Here is a 17,996-nt window from a genome sequence, read left to right as displayed (position 1 = left end):
TTTATATCTTGGGCTGTTCGCTTGCTCTATTGTGGCCGCAGTAATCACCATAAACCTGCCGCTTGCCAAGAAACTGATGCCGCCACGCAGGGCGTCATCAAAAAAGGGCGATAACGGCACGGTGCTTGTAGCCGGCGGAAGCAGATTCTACCACGGCGCGCCGGTGTTTACCAGCATGGCGGCTCTTCGCGCAGGCACAGACTTGGTCTACACCGCTGTTCCCCGCTCGATAATCACGGAGGTGCGCTGCTTTTCGCCGGCGCTCATCGCACTCCCGCTCCCAGACGACAAATTGACCGTGGGCGCGGCAAACAGGCTTTCCGCAATGCTTCCAAAAAATCCAGACGCCGCGGCCATAGGCATGGGCATGAGCATCGCCGGCCCGCAGGCGATAATTGCGCTTGCAAGAAAACTAAAAGAGCGTGAGACGAAAATCCTGCTCGACGCATCAGCGCTCGTGCCAGAAATACTGCCTGAAATTGCCAATGCAAACGCCGTCGTGACTCCTCACGCAGGCGAATACAAGCGATTGTTCGGCGAGGAACCCGGCGACACGGAGAAGGAAAGGATTGCAAACGTGGCTGCCAACGCAAAAAAGCACGGCATAACAATCCTGCTCAAGGGGCCCACCGACGTCATCTCTGACGGCAAGAGTATGGGAATAAACCGCACGCACAACTGCGCAATGACGGTCGGAGGCACGGGCGACGTGCTTGCCGGCATTACCGCCGGCCTCATGTGCAAGGTCCCGCCCTTTGAGGCGGCACTTCTTGCGGCCTATTTCAACGGGCTTGCGGGCAACCTTGTGTACAACCGCGTCGGCCTGCACATGACATCTTTTGACCTGCTGGAAGACCTTCCGATCGCCATGAAGCGCTTTGACGTGATAATCAAATAATATAGCAGGCAATGCAACAGAACTTGCTTGAAATCAGTAATAGTCACCGGTGCGTCAAGCGGCATCGGCAAGGCCGCTTCGACCAAGCTTGCAGGCGCAGGCTACAAGGTGTATGGCCTTGCGAGGAGCTTTGACAAACTGCAAGAGATGGCACGCAGGCTTGCAAACTTTGTCCCCGTCGAGTTTGACGTGGCAAGGCCGGACAGGTTTGACAAGGTGCTGGACCCGATAATCGCGTCAGGTGTCTTTGGCCTTGTCAACAACGCCGGCTATGTCGAGCCGGGCGCCATCGAGGATCTTTCGATGGAAAGCATCAAGGCGCAGTTTGAGACCAACTTTTTCGGGCTTGTCGGCGTCACGAAAAAGGTCCTGCCGACGCTCATTGCACAAAAGGAGGGCAGGATTGTAAACGTCAGCTCCATGGCAGGCATGGTGTCGCTTCCCACCATAGGCATGTACTGCGCGACCAAGCACGCGCTCGAAGCGTTCACAGAGGCGCTGCGCATAGAGCTGTGGAACACAGGGATAAAAGTCGCAAGCATAAATCCTGGCGTGATTGAAACCAACATACATTCCGTGACGGACGAAAAAGTGTCGCAACTAAAGAACTCGCGGTTTGCCAAAGCGTACAGGAAATACCTGCGGGAAACGCCCCGGGGCCTGCCGGCATCAATAGTCGCAGACGCCATACACGACGCGGTGTCGTCTCCAAAGCCGAAATACAGGTACCTGCTTGGCTCTGCGAAGGAAAAAGCAGGCGTGCGGCTCAGACGCATCGCGCCGGACGACACCATTCACGCGCTTGTCGCAAGGCGCGTCCTTGAATAAGCAATTTAATAGCCCCGGTCATTGAAAAAAGGGCGTATATATGAGCGAGCAAGGAGGCCACGATGTCATCACGTTTGACGAATTTATCAAGGTGCAGCTAAAGATAGGCAAGGTGGCAAGCGCCGAAGCCATCCCCAGCATGAAAAAGGTGTTCAAGGCCGTCGTCGACATTGGCACGGAAAAGCGAGAGGTCGCAGTTGGCGCGGCGTTGTGGATAAAACCGGAGGATTTTGTGGGCAGGACAGTCGTCATCTGCACGAACCTTGCGCCCCGGAAAATCGGCGACATGACTTCAAACGGCATGCTGCTTGCGGCAGACGGTCCGGAAGGCAAGCCGGTGTTCTTGACCATCGCAGAAGAAGCGCCGCTTGGCGCGCCGATACACTAACTAAGACTAGCTAGCCTATTCCGGGCCCAAACTTGCCGGGCTCTTTCTTTTTCTGTATTTCTTCAAGTATAGACTCGTAGTGCTGGTCGAGCGGCTTTGTGTCAAGCGGGATCTTTTCCAGTTTCGAGAACGCGGCCACTATGCTCTTTGCGGCAAGCGGCTGCGGAACCGTGGTTTCGGCTATCTCGCCAAACAGGCCGATGGCGTCTATTCCCCGCTCTGCGGCAAGGCCGAGTATAACGCCGTTGAACCACGTGATGCTTGAAATTTCGCCACCTACTAGGTCGATGCCGGCTTTTGCAAGCGCCTTTTTCAGCTCCGGCCTGTTGACCACTCCGCACACGCGCGGCGCGCCTGTCAGCTGCTCGCGAAGGTAGCCGCCGGCTCCGTACAGCTTTTTCACCGTGCCGATTTTTTGCGCGTAGTCGAGAAACGCGTTGCACAGCGTGTACAACTGCCCGGGATCCTGTGGCTGCGACTCGCCGGTGAACACCAGCAGCTTGTGCGCCTTGTCGTAAAACACCTTGTACGTGTCGCTTGCGCTCTTCACCACGCCGTTAGAGTACGACACCCACGGCTTGTCGCTTGACACGACTTCGGCGACCTGCTCGCATTTGAGGTGCTGCGCAAGAAATGACGACACGAGCCCGCCGACGCGACCCATATCCGGAAGCGACGCAAACGCGGAAAACTCGCCTGCCTGCACTTCCTTTAACACAGAAAGCTTTACTATCATTATTTATTTTCCATCCCGTTTATCTTGGCAAGAAAGGCGCAGATTGCGGTATAGTCCATTTCCGAGTACCCAATGTTGTTTGCCGCCCGGAACATCTGCTGTACGAGAGCCGTAGTCGGGAGCGTGACTCCGTGTGCCTGCGCCGTGTCGTTTGCAAGCTCTAGGTCCTTCAGCATGTTTTTCAGGTGGAAAGACGGAGAATAGTCGTTTGCCACCATAAGCGGTCCCTTTTTCTCCGACAGGCCGGTCTTGAAGTAGGTGCTGTTCAGTACCTGCACAAACACCGCGGGGTCTATGCCAGAGCCTTTTACAAGCGTAATGCCTTCCGAGACCGCTGTCGCAATAAGCGCGATGTTGAGGTTGAGGGCAAGTTTCACCGCGTTTGCGGCACCGTCCTTTTCAGAGATGTAAAACACCTGTTTGCCTATCTTTTCCATAACCGGCCTTGCCTTTTCAAACGCCTGCCTGTTCCCGGCAACCATGGGCACGAGCTCGCCTACCTCTGCGGCCGCAGGCCCGCCCATGACGGGCATACCGAGCATTTCAACGCCGTCCTTGCGTAGCTCCTGCGCGCAGTATGCGGACTGCTCTGGCGATATTGTGCTGGCGTCAGCGATGATAGGTGCGCCCTTCTTTGACTTGGCAATTCCTGCGCCGCCGAAAAACACTTCCTTGACTGCATCAAAGTTTGTCACGATGGTTATCACAAGGTCGCAGTTTGAGGCAAGTTCAAGAGGGCTTGCAGCCACCGTGGCACCCTTTGAAAACGGAACTGCCTTGGACCTGTCCCGGTTGTAGACCCAGACGTCATAGTGGCCGGTGCTTATCAAGCGCTTTGCAATGCCGGAGCCCATAAGGCCGAGCCCGGCGATGCCAACTTTCACATCCTTTTTCCTCTCATGCACCAATAAAAAACTATACACGATGGTCAGTTCTTAAACTATGGGAAAAAAGGTTAAATGGTTGAGCTTTGTTCTATAACAAAGTAATTGCTTCTGGATCTTTCGGTTTCCAGTAGATATATACGTTTATTTCCATTAATGGCTACTATCAGCAGAGGGATGGAATGATCAGTATGGACGTCCCGCGCCTTTTGGACGAAAGGGGATACAAGCCACTGAAAATACATGAAAAGGTGGTAGCCTCTGCAGCATTGAGCTCGCTCACCGTCCTTGGCGAGTCGTCCGTCAGGGCGCTTCTTTACCACATGTCGACCCTTGCAGGAATGCAGGAAAAAGAGATTCTTTCAAACTACAAAGAGTTTGAAAAAGGGTTGTGGTCTACGCTTGGCAGTGGCGCCGACATTATCCTGAAGCGCTTTGACGAAATGCTTGCCAAGAACGTGCAGGAAACCAACATGGGCCCAAGGGAGATACTTGACGCAATAAGGAGGGACGAACCTTATGTCTTTATGCGCAACGTTTCAGCGGGCGAGCGCGTACTGCTCCTGTACAGGAGCGCGCAGTTCCGCGAAAGGATGCTTGGCGCCTTTTTCGACCCGGTTGCAGGAGGGCGCCAGGCAAAGGGCGCGATACTGTCAGAGCCTGCTTTGCTTTCCGTACCGTCCATCACGTGGCGCGAGCTGCGGGAGAAGGCCAAGGGTACAAGCCTTGACGAGAAGGCATCAGAGTGGGCGTCTGCGCTTGGCGCTGTAGGCAGGCTGCGGCTTGCAATGGACAGCACATGGCTTTTTGAAAACAGCGTGGAAGAGACTGCGTCTGAAAAATTCAATGACGCGGCCTTTTTGTGCGCCTGCGACCTGCGGGTCGGAGCAGAGCGCGCAGGCAAGGCTATGATGATAAGAGAATCGCACGGCTATGTAGTGCTGGAAGATTCCAAGACAGTATATGCAAAAGAGTAGCATTATTTTCCCCCCCTCCCCCGCAGGTGTCTTTTGCCTTATTAGGCATGGACCTGCATGTGCCAACATGTCAGGGCTGTGGTACGACATTTCATCAGCGCCGAGATACGAGGCCAAGCAGGCCAAGTCGATAATCCACTCGTTTGCAGTCAGGGGCTATTCGGGCATGACAATAAATCCGTACCAGGGCTGCCAGCACCGGTGCGCCTATTGCTATGCCACGTACGAGTGGTCGCCGGAATTCTATGACAAGGTCTATGCCAAGAGCAACGCGCCTGAAGTGCTTGAAAGGGAACTCCAGTCGTGGAAGGGGAGCACCATAAACCCTGTGATGGTAGCGTCGGCTACAGATGCCTACCAGCCGGCAGAGCTAAAGTACGGACTTACTAGGAGGTGCGTGCAGATATTACAGAAATACAACGTGCCGTACTATGTCTTTACAAAATCCGCAATCATCGAGCGCGACCTTGAACTGCACCGCAGGTACAGCCACAATTGTTTCATAATATGGTCTATGACAACCGCCAGCGAAAAAACGCGGCGCATAGTGGAGCCCGGCACGCCACCGGCAGAGCGGATTTTTGCGGCCATCAAAAAGTTCACGGGTGCCGGCGTGCCGTGCGGCGTAAACGTCGACCCGATAATGCCACTTGTCACCGACACCGACGAGGAGCTTGACGCAGTCGTAGACTGCTGCAGGCAGGCAGGCGTGAAATACGTCTCCGGCGAGATGCTGCGTATGCGCGATGACATCTGGGATCGCATGAAGATGGCCCTCCGGCTGCTGCAAGTCCCTGACGGCGAGGGGCGCTACCGCGAGCTCTATGGAATCACTGAGGAGCCGCTTGCAAGGCCGTACGTCGCCTGCAACGAGAAATACGCAAAAAAGATGACAAGTAGGTTGTATGAAAAAGTAAAGTCGCGTGGCATCTGCCCCGGCTTTCCCGACCACGTGCGTCCACAGGACATCGACAGGTCGTGCACGGGCCAGACTACAATGCTCTCGTTCACAGGAGCGTCTAGCGACCAGGCTGCAACGCCCGGCAGTTAGGCTCACTTGCGCGGCTTTGTCAGGAAAATTGCCTCGCATTCACAGTGGCCGTCGATGCGCACCTGCCTTCCACACTTTGGGCAGATGGTCAGGGGCGCTGGTGCCTCAAGCTCCATCTCGAACAGCGACATATGTATACGCACAGTATAACCGTGGCCATTGTTTAAAAGATTTTAGCATGAGAAGGAATAATGGCCGCATTTTGCCGTGTTTCTATTGTCAGATATTATTCCTACATAAGAGCCTGTAATTTATTGCAATTACTGTAACACACGAACCATTAATAGCGCCTGAAAGCCACAAAGAAGATGCATATGAGCTACCGCAATCCCACGCCCACGGTCGATGCCATACTGCAAAAGGGCTCCAAGGTCCTCATGGTAAGGAGGAAAAAGGACCCGTTCAAGGGTATGCTTGCTCTACCGGGTGGCTTTGTTAACGAAGGCGAGACGGTCGAGGATGCGATGAAGCGTGAGGTACTCGAAGAGACGTCGCTTGAGGTGGAGCCCATAGACATACTTGGGGTCTACTCTGACCCGCACAGGGACCCGAGAAAGCACACCATGACCGTCGTGTTTGTAGCGATAATAATCGGCGGAAAGGAAAAGGCGCAAGATGACGCGGCAAGCCTCGAATGGGCCGAGCTTGATAGCATCGAAAGGGCGGCGTTTGACCATGCACAGATACTTGCAGACTACCGCCGGTGGAAGGGTAGTACTGGCACGTATTGGTCGACAAAGCGCCGCGGGGAAGAACGAAATTATTAAAGCCAGAACAGGGCTGAAAAAAGCACTTGCGTTCTGAAAAGGACATACGCCTCAGAATAGACCTGCTCGAAGGGCAGGCAAGTTCCATAGCCAAGATGCTTGCCAAGGCCATGCAGGAGCACAACGAAGAGGCGGTAAAGCATTACTCGGAAAAACTGGCCCAGAGCAAGGGCAAGGTGGAGGAGCTGCTGTGGGTGCTCCAAGTAAAGACGGGCCAGGGCGTGCTTGACACCAAGGCCGCAGTCCCGGGGAGGCAGGAAATGACAGTCCGGGACATACTCGACCTGCTCAAGGAGGGCAGGATAAAGATGGACGACCTTGCGCTTGACGTGCAGGCGCTGGTCAGAAAGGGTGCGCTTGAGGCTAGAAACGCCATGAGGCATACAACCTGACTTAGCTTGTACAAATTATGGAGTTAGGCTGTACAAATTGCCAAAACCCCGGGTGCAAAGTGGAAAATATATATAAAATAACAGCGTTATGAAGCTGTAGAGATGACTGCAAAAGACCTTAACATGGACTATAGCAAGTATGACTTTAAGGATTCAACAGAGCTTTATGTTTACCTAAGTAAAAAGGGGCTCTCCCGTGGCACGGTAGAGGAAATCAGCCGCATGAAGGGCGAACCTGACTGGATGCGCGATTTCAGGCTCAGGTCTTTTGACGTTTTCATGAGCAAGCCCATGCCCGAATGGGGAGGCGACCTCTCCAAAATTGACTTTCAGAACATCTACTACTATGCCAAGGCTTCAGAGAAGCAGGGCAAGAGCTGGGACGAGGTTCCAGAATCAGTCAGGAACACGTTTGAGAAACTTGGCATCCCGGAAGCAGAACGCAAGTTCCTCGCAGGCGTGGGTGCGCAATACGAGTCTGAAGTAGTCTACCACAACCTGCGCGACGACCTTGCGGCAAAAGGCGTCATTTTCGCCGACACCGATACTGCGGTGAAGGAATATCCCGAGATAGTAAAGAAGCACTTTGGCAAGGTCATACCGCCAGAGGACAACAAGTTTGCCGCGCTCAACAGCGCTGTCTGGTCCGGCGGCTCGTTCATATACGTACCGCCAAACGTCAAGGTCGACCTTCCGCTGCAAGCATATTTCAGAATTAACGCAGAGAACATCGGCCAGTTCGAGCGCACGCTCATCATAGCAGACGAAGGCGCCGATGTCCACTACATCGAGGGCTGCACGGCGCCGGTGTATTCGACAGAGTCGCTGCACTCTGCAGTGGTTGAACTTATTGCAAAGAAAGGAGCCAGGATACGCTACACGACAATCCAGAACTGGAGCAAGGATGTCTACAACCTGGTGACAAAGAGGGCGTACGCGTACGAGGGCGCGTCTGTCGAGTGGATAGACGGCAACATCGGAAGCAGGCTGACAATGAAGTATCCGGGCGTCTACATGCTCGGCAAGGGCGCGCATGCAGAGGTAGTTTCAATCGCGTTTGCAGGCGGAGGCCAGCACCAAGACGCAGGTGCAAAGGCAGTCCACCTTGCGCCAAATACCACTTCAAGGATAACGAGCAAGTCAGTGAGCAAGGACTCTGGCAGGACTACGTACAGGGGCCTGTTGCACGTGGCCAAGGGCGCCACCGGAGTAAAGTCAAACGTCAGGTGCGACGCGCTGTTGCTTGACGAAAAGTCAAGGACCGACACGTACCCATACATCGAGGTAAATGAGGACGACGCGACCATCACCCACGAGGCGACCGTCGGCAAGATAGGCGAGGACCAGATATTCTACCTGATGTCACGCGGGTACAGCGAGTCCGACGCGCTGTCCATGATAGTCGGCGGCTTTATCGAGCCGTTCACAAAGGAACTACCAATGGAATACGCAGTCGAGCTGAACCGGTTGGTAAAGCTCGAGATGGAAGGCTCTGTCGGCTAGTCACTCACTTTTCTGGTGATTGAGAAAAATGCCGACCACACTTGCCAACATCAACGCAAGCAACATAAGTGAAGTATCTGCAAAGGACCCTGCGTGGCTTGCAGAGGACAGGAAAAAGGCGATTGCCAAGTACCTTTCGCTTCCAAATGAGGTGTCGCCGCTCTACTCGAAATACTCTGACGCAAACAAGATCAAGCCGCAGGGCGTGCACCTGAACTTTGTGCAAGGTAGCGGCAAGCACGCGATAAGCAACGACCTTGCCAAGAGGCTTGAAGAGCTCGAAAAAGAGACGGGAATCCTGCAGGTAGGCGCTGAGATAAACAAAATAATCATCAAAGACAGCGTCGCAAAGCAGGGAGTCATTGTCACAGGCATAAAGGAAGCAATTGCCAAGCATTCTGACCTAGTCAAGGCGCACATGGAGGCAAACCCGCTTGACCACAGCGAGGACAGGTTCTTGGCTCTTGAAGCGGCCGCGTTCCAGTCGGGCGTCTTTGTCTACGTGCCAAGAAACGTCGTCCTCGACGACCCAATCAGGATAATAACGTCGCTGGCAGACGATGGCACGTCGCTCGTGTCAAGGAACGTCTTTGTGGCAGAGCAGGGCTCCAAGGCGACAATAGTGCAAGAGCTGTACGCGCCTGGAACTGGCAATGCAGAGACGCAGCAAGGCTACTTTGAACTAATCGAGACATCGGTCAAGCCAAACGCGCATCTGGAGGCAGTCACGCTGCAGGCGATGGGCGCGGATACTGTATGCGTTTCAAACAGGAAGGCGTTTGTAGAGAGAGACGCCAAGATGTCGTGGTACGTCGGCCTCTTTGGAACCATGCTTTCAAGGTTCAAGACGGACAGCGTCATGAAGGGCCAGGGCGCGACTGCTGAAGATGTCGAGATAGTCTTTGGAGTCGGCAACCAGTCGTTTGACATCATGTCGAACCTGATACACGACGGCCAGTTCTCCAAGGGCAAGGTGCAGGTCAAGTCGGTTATGAAGGACACTTCAAAATCATTGTTCAAGGGCATGATAAAAATCGGCAAGGACGGCAAGGGCACAGAATCGTACCTTTCAGGCCATGCCATCCTGCTGGACAAGGGTGCCAAATCGGACTCGATACCGGGCCTTGAAATCCTGACAAACGAGGTCAGGGCGACGCACTCGGCCTCTGTCGCACAGATCGACGAGAACCAGATATTCTACCTCACCACGAGGGGCCTGAGCAGGGAGGGAGCCAAGCGCGAGATAGTGTCCGGCTTTCTAGAGCCGCTGTCCAGAAAGATGGGCCCGACCATAAGGGCGTGGATAAACTACCTCATAGAGAACAAGTGGCAGGGCAACCCGCTCATGCTTCGCGCCGACGAGGCGATGGAACAGATACTAGAGGTCGAGAAATCACGGTACCGCGAGACGCAGGACATCTTTGAAAAGCACTACAAGTACAGGTAGTTAGTAGAGAGAAAGAGCATGGAAGGAGAGGGCTGGGTGCGCGTCTGCGACGCCGGCTCGCTTTCAAGCGGCGGGCTGGTCGAGTTTGACCATGGAGGCAGAAAACTGATGGTGGCAAAGATGGGAAGCGACGTCTATGCCACCGACAGGATATGCACCCACGCCTATGCCGACCTGACTGGAGGCTTTGTGAACGAGGGCGAAAAGACGGTGACCTGCCCCCTGCATCTTTCCGCCTTTAAACTGACAGACGGCGTTCCGCAGAACCCGCCTGCAACCTCCTCCCTTAAAACTTACAAGGTTAAAATACAGGACGACGCAATTTACATCAAGATCGATTAAAGTTATGATGCAGAAAGACGCCCTCAATGTTGTAAAGATCCGCAAAGATTTCCCCATCCTGAAGCGCAAGGTGATGGGTGGCAAGCCCCTGGTATACCTCGACAACGCGGCGACTACGCAAAAGCCGCTTGCAGTCATCAATGCCATCCACGACTATTACATGAACTACAACTCCAACATTCACAGGGCGGTGCACCAGCTTGCCGAAGAGGCGACCAAGGCGTACGAAGATACGCGTATAAAGATTGCCAAGTTCATAAACGCCCGCTCGACTGACGAGATAATTTTCACCCGCAACACGACAGAGGCAATAAACCTGGTCGCATACTCGTGGGGAAGGGCGAACATAAAGAAGGACGACAAGATAGTGATAACAGAGATAGAGCACCACTCCAACATCGTGCCATGGCAGATACTGACGCAGGAAAAGGGTGCAAAACTGGAGTATATCGGAGTCGGCGACGACGGCTACCTAAAGATGCACGAGTACAAGAAATACCTCGACTCTGGCAAGGTGAAACTCGTGTCCGTGTCGCAGATGTCAAACGTGCTTGGCACAATAACTCCGATAAATGAGATAATCAAGATGGCCCACGAGAGGGGCATCCCGGTGCTGGTCGACGGCGCACAGTCGGTCCCGCATATGCCGGTCGACGTGCAAAAGATGGACTGCGAGTTCATGGCGTTTTCTGCCCACAAGATGCTAGGGCCCACGGGAGTCGGCGTGCTGTACGTAAAGCGCGACCTGCTTGAAAAGATGCCTCCGTTCATGGGCGGTGGCGACATGATAAAGGAAGTCCACAAGTACGAGACACGTTACAACGACCTGCCGTACAAGTTCGAGGGAGGCACGCCCAACATCGCCGACGTCATCGGCTTTGCAGCAGCTATAGACTACCTTGAAAAGCTTGGCATGGAAAGAGTCAGAGAGCACGAAATCGACATCACGAAATACGCGCTCGACAAGATTGCGCAGGTAAAGGGTGTGACGATATACGGTCCGATGAACACAAAGGACAGGGGCGGAGTGGTTTCATTCAACATAGGCGACATACACCCGCACGACCTTGCAACCATCATGAACGACCACGGGGTAGCCATCAGATCAGGACACCACTGCGCGCAGGTGCTCATGGAGCGCCTTGACGTAGCGGCAACTTCGAGAGCAAGCTTTTATATCTACAACACCAAAGAAGAGGTCGACACATTCATTGAGGCGCTGTCCGAGGCAAGGAGGCTGTTCAAGATTTGAGTGACGACATTTATCGCGAGATAATTCTGGACCACTACCGCAACCCAAGGAATAAGGGCAAGATGCAGAACGCGGATGTCAGCATACACGATTCAAACCCGCTCTGCGGCGACGAGATCGACATCCACCTGAAGGTGGACGGCGACAAGATAAAGGACATCAAGTTCGAGGGCCGCGGCTGCGCAATCAGCCAGGCAAGCGCATCAATGCTGACAGAGATGGTCATGAACAAGCAGCTCACGTCGATAAAAGACCTTACAAAAGATGACATCCTAGAGAACATTGGCCTAATGAACCTCGGTCCGGCGAGAATAAAGTGCGCCCTCTTGTCACTAAAGGTGCTAAAGCTTGGCATGGTAAAGTACTATGCCGACAGGGACCCTGCTTCTGCCAAAAAGCTGCAGGAAGACACGAGAACACTTTAGACATTCATTTAGGATGCACGAGAATTTTTTTCGTGCAGACTGGCAAGTCGCCGCAACAACAACACCAAGCGCACAGTTAAATAGCGTATTTGCCCACATGACAAAAGAACACTTTAGGCCATGTCATCTACTACTACTCCAAAGGTAAGCAGGCAGGATATACGCAAGATAATATTCGACAATTTCAACGATACAGACTACCGCTTTTCAAACGACGAAATCCTAGGCTACCTCAACGAGATGGACAGATACAAAACGGCAAATCTCGACGTGCTAGATTTTGAGGACGTGCTCTTGGAGATGGAAGAGTCGGGCTTTTTGCGCCCGATTGCGCAGAATTTCAACACGCGCTACTACAAGATAATGACAGAGCTTGAAACCAAGACATGCAAGGACTGCAACACGGTTTCATGGTTTGCGGAGGCAGAAGAGCCCAAGTTGTGCCCACAGTGCAGGTCCAAGAACATGGCTTAGGAAAACAATTAAACACCAAGCTCGCGCCTTCTCTACAGTTGTCAGAGGCCGCCGCTGCAAACCCACCGTGGATGTTCAGGACGCGCTCGTTCCAGTTTGTGGCGTTCGTGGCCGCGTTCGTGGTTTTCAGCGCAATAGTCGCGTCGGGCGCAACAAGCGCCATTGACGAGTCTGTCAACAAGTACGCAAAATCAATAGAGGGCAATCCAAGCCTTGACGCGGTCATGATAGGGATAACGACGATGGGCGACGTGGCGACGCTTCTCCTCTTTGCAATAGCAATCACCATCGTCAGGCGCACTAGAAAGGCGGGGATGATATTTCTCATCAGCATAGTAGCGCTTGCAATCGTGGTCATGTACCTGAAACCGCTTGTGGGCAGGGCGGCGCCGCAGTACGCGTTTGTGCCTGCGATAAAGCTGCCAGAGAATTTCGGAATCGAAAGCGACAGCCTTGCACCATTTGCAGCGCCCTTTTCCTATCCATCTGGCCATGTGTCGAGGGCTACGGCGCTTGCGTTCATTGTCGGATACCTGCTGTACAAAAAGTCAAAAGTGGCAGGGTATACGATATGGGCATTTCCAGTAATGATAGCAATCACGCGCGTCTATGTCCAGCAGCACTTTCCCACCGACCTTGTAGGTGGGTTTCTGATAGGCATGATAATGTCAGTCGTCCTGAGCAACTCGATGAAGTTGTGGCAGCCGTTTCAGCTGTCAAGGTTCAAGGGCAAGGAGGATGAGAAGGGCGCCAAGGCCAGCAGCGCCTAGGCCCGGCCTTCAAACTTTTCAAATATTGCAGGGCTTGCCAATAGCCAGCCATAATGCTCCTCGTCGTGCAGGTAGCGCAGGTCGCGGATCTGGGGCACGAGCCCGCGCTTGCGGATGGTCAGTATTAGCTCGCCCTGGAACGTCATGCCGAGCTTTTTGGCCTTGCCGGTGAGTTTTTCGCCCCGCGGCAAAAGTATGCGGAAGCTAAACTCCTCCTGCCTTTTTTCATAGGCTTCTGTCACCTTGTCCACCGCGTGGCGTATGTCTGCGATGTCGCGCAGGTCGATTGTGGCGATTACTGGAAAGCTGGCGTATTTTGACGTCATTATGTATTTTACTTGTACTTGGCAAATGCTTCCTGCAGCATGCCGTGGAGCGTCTTTTGCCACGCGGGAAATCCGTCGGGCGCCTCAGGGTAGTTGAAGTAGTGGTCCGTGAGTTTTTTGTTGATGCTTGCGCAGTAGCGCAGGTCTTCTGCGAGTTTCTTGTTCATGGCGCCCCTTATCATCATGCCCAGCTTGTCGACCGTGCTGAACTCAGGGTGCTCTCCCTTGGTTATCTTGTCGATGTCCATCTTTGACAAAAAGTGCTTCATGCCATAGTTTATCTGGTCGTTTGTCAGGCCCTGCAACATCCTCCGGAACACTTCGAGGCCGGCCGTCTTGTAGCCATAGTCGTCTATGAAATGCTTGTTGTATTTCCACAGATTGCCCTCCGACACGTCGTTGGCCTCTATCGCCTCGACGGCGTCCTTGCCTGCGATTGTCGCTGCGATTATCGCCGGACCGATGCCACCTGCGTCAAGCGGCTTGGGCATCCACGCCGAGTCGCCCACCAGCATGTAGCCGTTTGACACCATGCAGTCGTTCTGGCGCCGTACTGACACCTGCCATGTGCCCCATGCGTTACCATCGTCCATCTCCCCGTCCGCAAGCACGGGGTTCTTTATCGTCGGGTTTGCCTGCACGTACTCGTTTATGAGCGTGGTGAGGTTCGGGTTTACTTTCATCTCTTTGTTGCGTGCCTCAAACGCCTTTTGCTGCACGCCAAGGCCGATGTTGACCTTGGTCTTGCCCTTTGGGAACACCCAGCCATATCCGCCGGGCGCAAGTTTCTGATCAAGATGGATGATACAATAATCCGGATCGAAATAGGTCTTGTCGTCGTTTGCCAGCTCGAAATTGTAGATGTACCGGCCTGTCGCTTCGAGGTCGTCGCGGTCAATCCTGCGTTCGATGTGCGACTTTATCGGAAAGTTTGTACGGAGCACCGATGTCACGCCCGTGCAGTCGACTACCAGCTTGGTAGTTTTCTTGAAAGGAGCCTTGGTGGCAAGGTCCTCGCCCTCGACTCCAATGACGGTGTTGTTTTCAACTATAAGGGAGCGGATTGCGACGCGGTCTTTGAACTCGACTCCCATCTTTTTGCAGTCTGCCATCTGGCGCTGCGGGAGCATCTTGCGGTTGAGGATGTAGCCTTCACCGTCAAACGCGACTTTTGTCTCATGGTCCGGCGAGAAAGCGACCACGCCCTTGACGGGGTGCTCTATCTCGGGCTTGCCCCAGTTAATGTGGATGCGCTCTGCCATGTAGTCGACGGTGTTTTTCCCCACCGCGTCGCCGCACACCCAGCCGGAGATGGTCTTCATGCCCTGCTGAGGAAACGCGTTTCTGTCGATTACCAGTATCTTTAACTTTTGTTTGGAATAATATGCGGCAGAGGTGCCGACTATCATGCCTGCGAGGCCGCCGCCTGCCACGATAATGTCATAGTCACGCTGTCCGGACATTGTGTTTCTTGCTAGCGGAAAAAGCCCAAAACGCTATTTAAAGTGTTGGAGGCTCGAAACGCAGAATAATAATGAACGGCTGCGCAAGGATAGGGAATGCACAAGCCGTTCGTGTTCTTTGACCTAGGCCAGACGCTGGTCACCGAATGGGATTTCATCACCCATTTTGATGGCAAATTTCTGGAACTATTGAACGGCTATGGCGCAAGGATTGACATGCGCAACTACCGCGCCGTCCGCGACGACATTATCCGCGACCGCAGGATAGGCCACGGAAGCGTAAAAGAGCTTGTAATAGAAGTCTGCAGGGCTATCCTGCCCTCCGGCTATGAAAACGCGATAATGCAGAGGATAGACCCCGAGGTCAAGACAGGAAGGAAAGAGCTGTTCCGGTTTGCAGACAGCGCAGAGCAGGTCGTAAGAGAGCTGTCGCATATATGCGACCTTGGAATCATTGCAAACCAGTCTGAGGACATTATCACTCTCTTGCAGGGCGCCGGCCTTGACAAATACTTCAAGGTCACCGCAATATCGGGAGCAGTCAGGATGAAAAAGCCCGACTTGCGCATATTCCAGCTCGCATTAAAGGAGGCTGAGAGGGAGGCGCAGGAATGCATAATGGTTGGAGACAGGCTCGACACGGACGTGTGCCCGGCAAACAGGCTGGGCATGATGGCCACGATAAGGGTCACCGACTCGCTCTTTGCGCTGCAAGAGCCTAGGGAGGACTGCGAGCGGCCGGCATTCACGGTTGCAAAACTGGCTGAAGTCCTAGGCATCGTGGAAAAAATTATTAGCAGAAAATAACAAAGACATGAATGTGTTGCGCGCAACGGTCAAGATGCTGAAAAACACGCACAGGCATCCCGCCAACAGGGCGCTCCACACCATCGGCCTTCCAATATACGCGTACGGCATCGCAATGATCATCGGCCATTTTGCAGGCGCAGGCACTGATGCATGGCTCGGCCTTGCCCTGTGGACCCTTGCAGTTTCCATGCTCGTCGCAGGTCACGCGATAGAGGGCAACGTCAGATCCATGACGCCCGTGCTTGTCGCCCGGCTTGCCTCTCGCTCACTTGCTCCTCATCATCTTTTCAAGCAGCGCGTCCATCTCTTGCGCTGACAGCTTTGGCCTGTTCTTGAACATCGAGTGCACAGGCCCGGCACCGTCGCCCGGCTTTCTCGGTATTACGTGGACGTGGACATGCTGGACCTCCTGTCCTGCCTCTTTTCCGTTGTGGATTGCTATCGTCGACGCGGTTGTACCGGCAGCCGACTCTATCTTGCCGGCGATTTTGTGCACGAGATCAAAGACCGCCTGCGCGTCAGAGACATTCATGTCCTGAACTTTTTGGAAATGCGCCTTTGGCACCACGAGCGCATGGCCTGCGGCAAGCGGAAAGGCGTCGAGAAACGCCATCGCCCCGTCGTTCTGCGCCACGACCCTTGCAGGGATCTGGCCCGTCGCTATCTTGCAAAAGATGCAGTTTTGGTCTTGTACCACGCGCGTTATTTGGGGCGGGAAGATATTAACCCGCTGGCTTTAAGAGATGTGCGAGTTTTGCCTTTTGCGCCACGTACTGGCCTGCCGCGTCATTTTCTATCGCGACTGACGGCGCGCCCTTTTTGGCGACAAAGCCTATCCTCTCGGGTGCAAAGTGGTGCTGGCGCAGATCCTCTGCCACGAGGTTCAGCACGTCCTTTGTGCCGACTATTATGTGGCAGCCGTGCTGCGATGCAGTAGAGTTTTCCACGAGTGACTCTTTTGTGGCAAGCCTTGCAATATCGTCGTGCCTTACGGGAAGTTCGTTTACTGCGACATGGGCGTTTGCAAGTTCAGCAAGAGCGCCGAACGCAAACACACCTCTTGCACCCACGGGGTAGACGGCAGTGATGTGCGCGCTTTTGTCGTATACCTGCCCAAAGTCGGGGCAGTATTTCGAGATTATCTTGCCAAGCGCGAAGTGGGGCTCGCTCAGGCTCTTTAACGCCTCATCTCTTGCCGCTGCCAAGACAGGCATGGAAACGCCTGCCTGCTCGAACTTTGTGACATTGGCAGGGTCTGAAAGCGCAAGGGCGTGCAGGCTGACTGCAGCAAGCCCGCCAAACTTGTTTGTAATCAGAACTTCCATGCCCTCCTCCACCTGTTCGTAGCGCGTCGGCAGTTCCTTGTTCGTTATCGCGACGGCGCTTGTGCCGTAGAACAACCTGCCGCGCTTCAGCGAGCTATAGTCTTCCATGACGAGGTTATAGTGCGACATGAATGCGTCGAGGTTCGTGCGTATCCTGTCGAGCGTTTCTTCGGAAGGCGCGTCGTATATTGGAAAGAACTTGAACAGTGCAGAGTTGCCGCAGCCAAGCAAGTTCAGGCGCTCTATGGCGTCAGTCAGCGCTATCTTTACGTGCACTTCATCGTCGGGCGCCTTTGTGACATCCGTCACCTGCTCAAACGACGACAGCGCCGGCATGTAGCCGTCCTTGTTGCCCCGGCGCAATTCAATGTAATCCAGAAGAGCGAACTGGGCATCAGAGTGTTCAGTAGTCGCGACAGGCGCGCTTGCTACGGCCACCTTGGCCCTGAACATGGAAAAGAACCTGCCCAGTGCTTCTGCAAGCATCTGCGGCGATTCTGCTGTTGCAGAGTGCACGCGGAACAGCGCAAGCGCCCTCTTGACCTCCACCTCCTTGTCTATGACAGGGTTTGCCAGATCATAGACGCGCCTTGTGAGCTCGGGCTCTTTTCCTTCGATGTGAAAGTACGAATCAAACCAGAAAGGCGACACCTTTATCGTGCTGCGCTTTATTTCGGCAAGCGCGCCCTTTACCATCTGCAAGTCTGCCTCCAGCGAGCACGGCGAAACCCAACGCAGCGGGTCGCCACCCAGCTTCCTGTATTGCTCTATATTTTCCCAAAAATTATTAGACAAGCCCAAACTCCCCTAGCAATCACTATTTGTAATGAACGAAGTTACACAATATATAGAAAATAACTTGTTAATAAACAAATTCTTGTACGCCCCTCACGGCGGGATTTTACCGGAACAAGTATTATAAGGCGTTCAGAAACGAG

23 protein-coding genes are annotated in these 17,996 nt (G+C 53.9%); 16 read left to right on the top strand and 7 right to left on the bottom strand.

The genetic code is table 11. The annotated features are described in order from the left end of the window. The first annotated feature begins 28 nt into the window (after positions 1-28). The 3 genes from ACYOR7_RS02285 to ACYOR7_RS02275 are packed head-to-tail and all read left to right on the top strand — an operon-like array spanning position 29 to position 2,114. Positions 29-898 carry an NAD(P)H-hydrate dehydratase gene (locus ACYOR7_RS02285; RefSeq protein ID WP_479914442.1) on the top strand — a complete coding sequence of 290 codons (870 nt, stop codon included), beginning with the start codon at positions 29-31 and terminating at the stop codon, positions 896-898. 27 nt (positions 899-925) lie between these two features. Next, the gene (locus tag ACYOR7_RS02280) at positions 926-1,726 is read left to right on the top strand and encodes an SDR family oxidoreductase (RefSeq protein WP_479913000.1); all 801 of its coding nucleotides are present in this window, start codon (positions 926-928) and stop codon (positions 1,724-1,726) included. 40 nt (positions 1,727-1,766) lie between these two features. Then, positions 1,767-2,114: a methionine--tRNA ligase gene (locus ACYOR7_RS02275; RefSeq protein ID WP_294803807.1), complete on the top strand. Its 348-nt coding sequence runs from the start codon at positions 1,767-1,769 to the stop codon at positions 2,112-2,114. Positions 2,115-2,124: 10 nt separating this feature from the next. Here the strand turns inward: ACYOR7_RS02275 and ACYOR7_RS02270 are convergent, their stop codons facing one another. Further along, complete coding sequence (locus tag ACYOR7_RS02270) at positions 2,125-2,850, bottom strand: PAC2 family protein (RefSeq protein ID WP_294803810.1); 726 nt, start codon at positions 2,848-2,850, stop codon at positions 2,125-2,127. Further along, positions 2,850-3,734, bottom strand: a complete 885-nt coding sequence (locus ACYOR7_RS02265) for an NAD(P)-dependent oxidoreductase (RefSeq protein WP_294803812.1) — start codon at positions 3,732-3,734, stop codon at positions 2,850-2,852. Before ACYOR7_RS02265 ends, ACYOR7_RS02270 begins: the two co-directional genes overlap by 1 nt. 191 nt (positions 3,735-3,925) lie before the next feature. Here ACYOR7_RS02265 and ACYOR7_RS02260 point away from each other — a divergent pair, with 191 nt between their 5' ends. Together ACYOR7_RS02260 and ACYOR7_RS02255 are read left to right on the top strand one after the other, a co-directional pair. Then, positions 3,926-4,711 (top strand): hypothetical protein, encoded by a 786-nt coding sequence (locus ACYOR7_RS02260; protein ID WP_479912999.1) that lies wholly within the window; start codon positions 3,926-3,928, stop codon positions 4,709-4,711. Between the two features lie 67 nt (positions 4,712-4,778). Then, on the top strand, positions 4,779-5,762 hold the full coding sequence (locus ACYOR7_RS02255) for an SPL family radical SAM protein (RefSeq protein WP_294803817.1): 984 nt from the start codon (positions 4,779-4,781) through the stop codon (positions 5,760-5,762). A gap of 2 nt (positions 5,763-5,764) precedes the next feature. Here the strand turns inward: ACYOR7_RS02255 and ACYOR7_RS02250 are convergent, their stop codons facing one another. Beyond that, positions 5,765-5,893 carry a hypothetical protein gene (locus tag ACYOR7_RS02250; RefSeq protein ID WP_294803819.1) on the bottom strand — a complete coding sequence of 43 codons (129 nt, stop codon included), beginning with the start codon at positions 5,891-5,893 and terminating at the stop codon, positions 5,765-5,767. A 183-nt stretch (positions 5,894-6,076) separates the two neighbouring features. Between ACYOR7_RS02250 and ACYOR7_RS02245 the strand changes: the two genes are divergently transcribed. The 9 genes from ACYOR7_RS02245 to ACYOR7_RS02205 all read left to right on the top strand — a co-directional run bounded on the left by ACYOR7_RS02245 (position 6,077) and on the right by ACYOR7_RS02205 (position 13,134). After that, positions 6,077-6,529, top strand: coding sequence for an NUDIX domain-containing protein (locus ACYOR7_RS02245; protein ID WP_294803822.1), 453 nt, complete (start codon positions 6,077-6,079; stop codon positions 6,527-6,529). A gap of 26 nt (positions 6,530-6,555) precedes the next feature. Further along, the gene (locus ACYOR7_RS02240) at positions 6,556-6,921 is read left to right on the top strand and encodes a hypothetical protein (protein WP_294803825.1); all 366 of its coding nucleotides are present in this window, start codon (positions 6,556-6,558) and stop codon (positions 6,919-6,921) included. A 102-nt stretch (positions 6,922-7,023) separates the two neighbouring features. Further along, positions 7,024-8,424, top strand: a complete 1,401-nt coding sequence (gene sufB / locus ACYOR7_RS02235; protein WP_294803828.1) for a Fe-S cluster assembly protein SufB — start codon at positions 7,024-7,026, stop codon at positions 8,422-8,424. A 28-nt stretch (positions 8,425-8,452) separates the two neighbouring features. Continuing rightward, positions 8,453-9,871 (top strand): SufB/SufD family protein, encoded by a 1,419-nt coding sequence (locus tag ACYOR7_RS02230; protein WP_479912998.1) that lies wholly within the window; start codon positions 8,453-8,455, stop codon positions 9,869-9,871. 18 nt (positions 9,872-9,889) lie between these two features. Continuing rightward, positions 9,890-10,213 carry a Rieske (2Fe-2S) protein gene (locus ACYOR7_RS02225; protein ID WP_479912997.1) on the top strand — a complete coding sequence of 108 codons (324 nt, stop codon included), beginning with the start codon at positions 9,890-9,892 and terminating at the stop codon, positions 10,211-10,213. A 7-nt stretch (positions 10,214-10,220) separates the two neighbouring features. Continuing rightward, positions 10,221-11,465: a cysteine desulfurase gene (locus ACYOR7_RS02220; protein ID WP_366137241.1), complete on the top strand. Its 1,245-nt coding sequence runs from the start codon at positions 10,221-10,223 to the stop codon at positions 11,463-11,465. Next, positions 11,462-11,890 carry a Fe-S cluster assembly sulfur transfer protein SufU gene (gene sufU, locus ACYOR7_RS02215; protein WP_294803840.1) on the top strand — a complete coding sequence of 143 codons (429 nt, stop codon included), beginning with the start codon at positions 11,462-11,464 and terminating at the stop codon, positions 11,888-11,890. The genes ACYOR7_RS02220 and sufU overlap by 4 nt, the downstream gene beginning before the upstream one ends. Positions 11,891-12,010: 120 nt before the next feature. After that, on the top strand, positions 12,011-12,364 hold the full coding sequence (locus ACYOR7_RS02210) for a hypothetical protein (RefSeq protein ID WP_294803844.1): 354 nt from the start codon (positions 12,011-12,013) through the stop codon (positions 12,362-12,364). A 38-nt stretch (positions 12,365-12,402) separates the two neighbouring features. Further along, positions 12,403-13,134 (top strand): phosphatase PAP2 family protein, encoded by a 732-nt coding sequence (locus ACYOR7_RS02205; protein WP_294803847.1) that lies wholly within the window; start codon positions 12,403-12,405, stop codon positions 13,132-13,134. Here the strand turns inward: ACYOR7_RS02205 and ACYOR7_RS02200 are convergent. Next, the gene (locus ACYOR7_RS02200; protein ID WP_294803849.1) at positions 13,131-13,460 is read right to left on the bottom strand and encodes a hypothetical protein; all 330 of its coding nucleotides are present in this window, start codon (positions 13,458-13,460) and stop codon (positions 13,131-13,133) included. The two genes, ACYOR7_RS02205 and ACYOR7_RS02200, sit on opposite strands and share 4 nt — an antisense overlap. A gap of 8 nt (positions 13,461-13,468) precedes the next feature. Next, positions 13,469-14,923 carry an NAD(P)/FAD-dependent oxidoreductase gene (locus ACYOR7_RS02195; protein ID WP_294803852.1) on the bottom strand — a complete coding sequence of 485 codons (1,455 nt, stop codon included), beginning with the start codon at positions 14,921-14,923 and terminating at the stop codon, positions 13,469-13,471. A 96-nt stretch (positions 14,924-15,019) separates the two neighbouring features. On the opposite strand from ACYOR7_RS02195, the gene ACYOR7_RS02190 reads away from it, so the two are divergent. Together ACYOR7_RS02190 and ACYOR7_RS02185 are read left to right on the top strand one after the other, a co-directional pair. After that, the gene (locus ACYOR7_RS02190; protein WP_294803855.1) at positions 15,020-15,730 is read left to right on the top strand and encodes an HAD family hydrolase; all 711 of its coding nucleotides are present in this window, start codon (positions 15,020-15,022) and stop codon (positions 15,728-15,730) included. Between the two features lie 13 nt (positions 15,731-15,743). Further along, a complete protein-coding gene (locus ACYOR7_RS02185) occupies positions 15,744-16,049 on the top strand; it encodes an Mpo1-like protein (RefSeq protein WP_294803857.1) in 306 nt (101 codons plus the stop codon). Here the strand turns inward: ACYOR7_RS02185 and ACYOR7_RS02180 are convergent. Further along, positions 15,999-16,430 carry an HIT family protein gene (locus ACYOR7_RS02180; protein WP_294803858.1) on the bottom strand — a complete coding sequence of 144 codons (432 nt, stop codon included), beginning with the start codon at positions 16,428-16,430 and terminating at the stop codon, positions 15,999-16,001. The genes ACYOR7_RS02185 and ACYOR7_RS02180 overlap by 51 nt on opposite strands. Positions 16,431-16,455: 25 nt before the next feature. After that, entirely contained in the window at positions 16,456-17,853 is a 1,398-nt protein-coding gene (locus ACYOR7_RS02175; RefSeq protein ID WP_294803861.1) for a SelD-related putative sulfur metabolism protein, read from the bottom strand. Positions 17,854-17,996 lie beyond the last annotated feature (143 nt).

This window comes from Candidatus Nitrososphaera sp. 86-2 (assembly GCF_056726185.1).
This window is presented reverse-complemented; position numbering and strand designations above follow the sequence as displayed.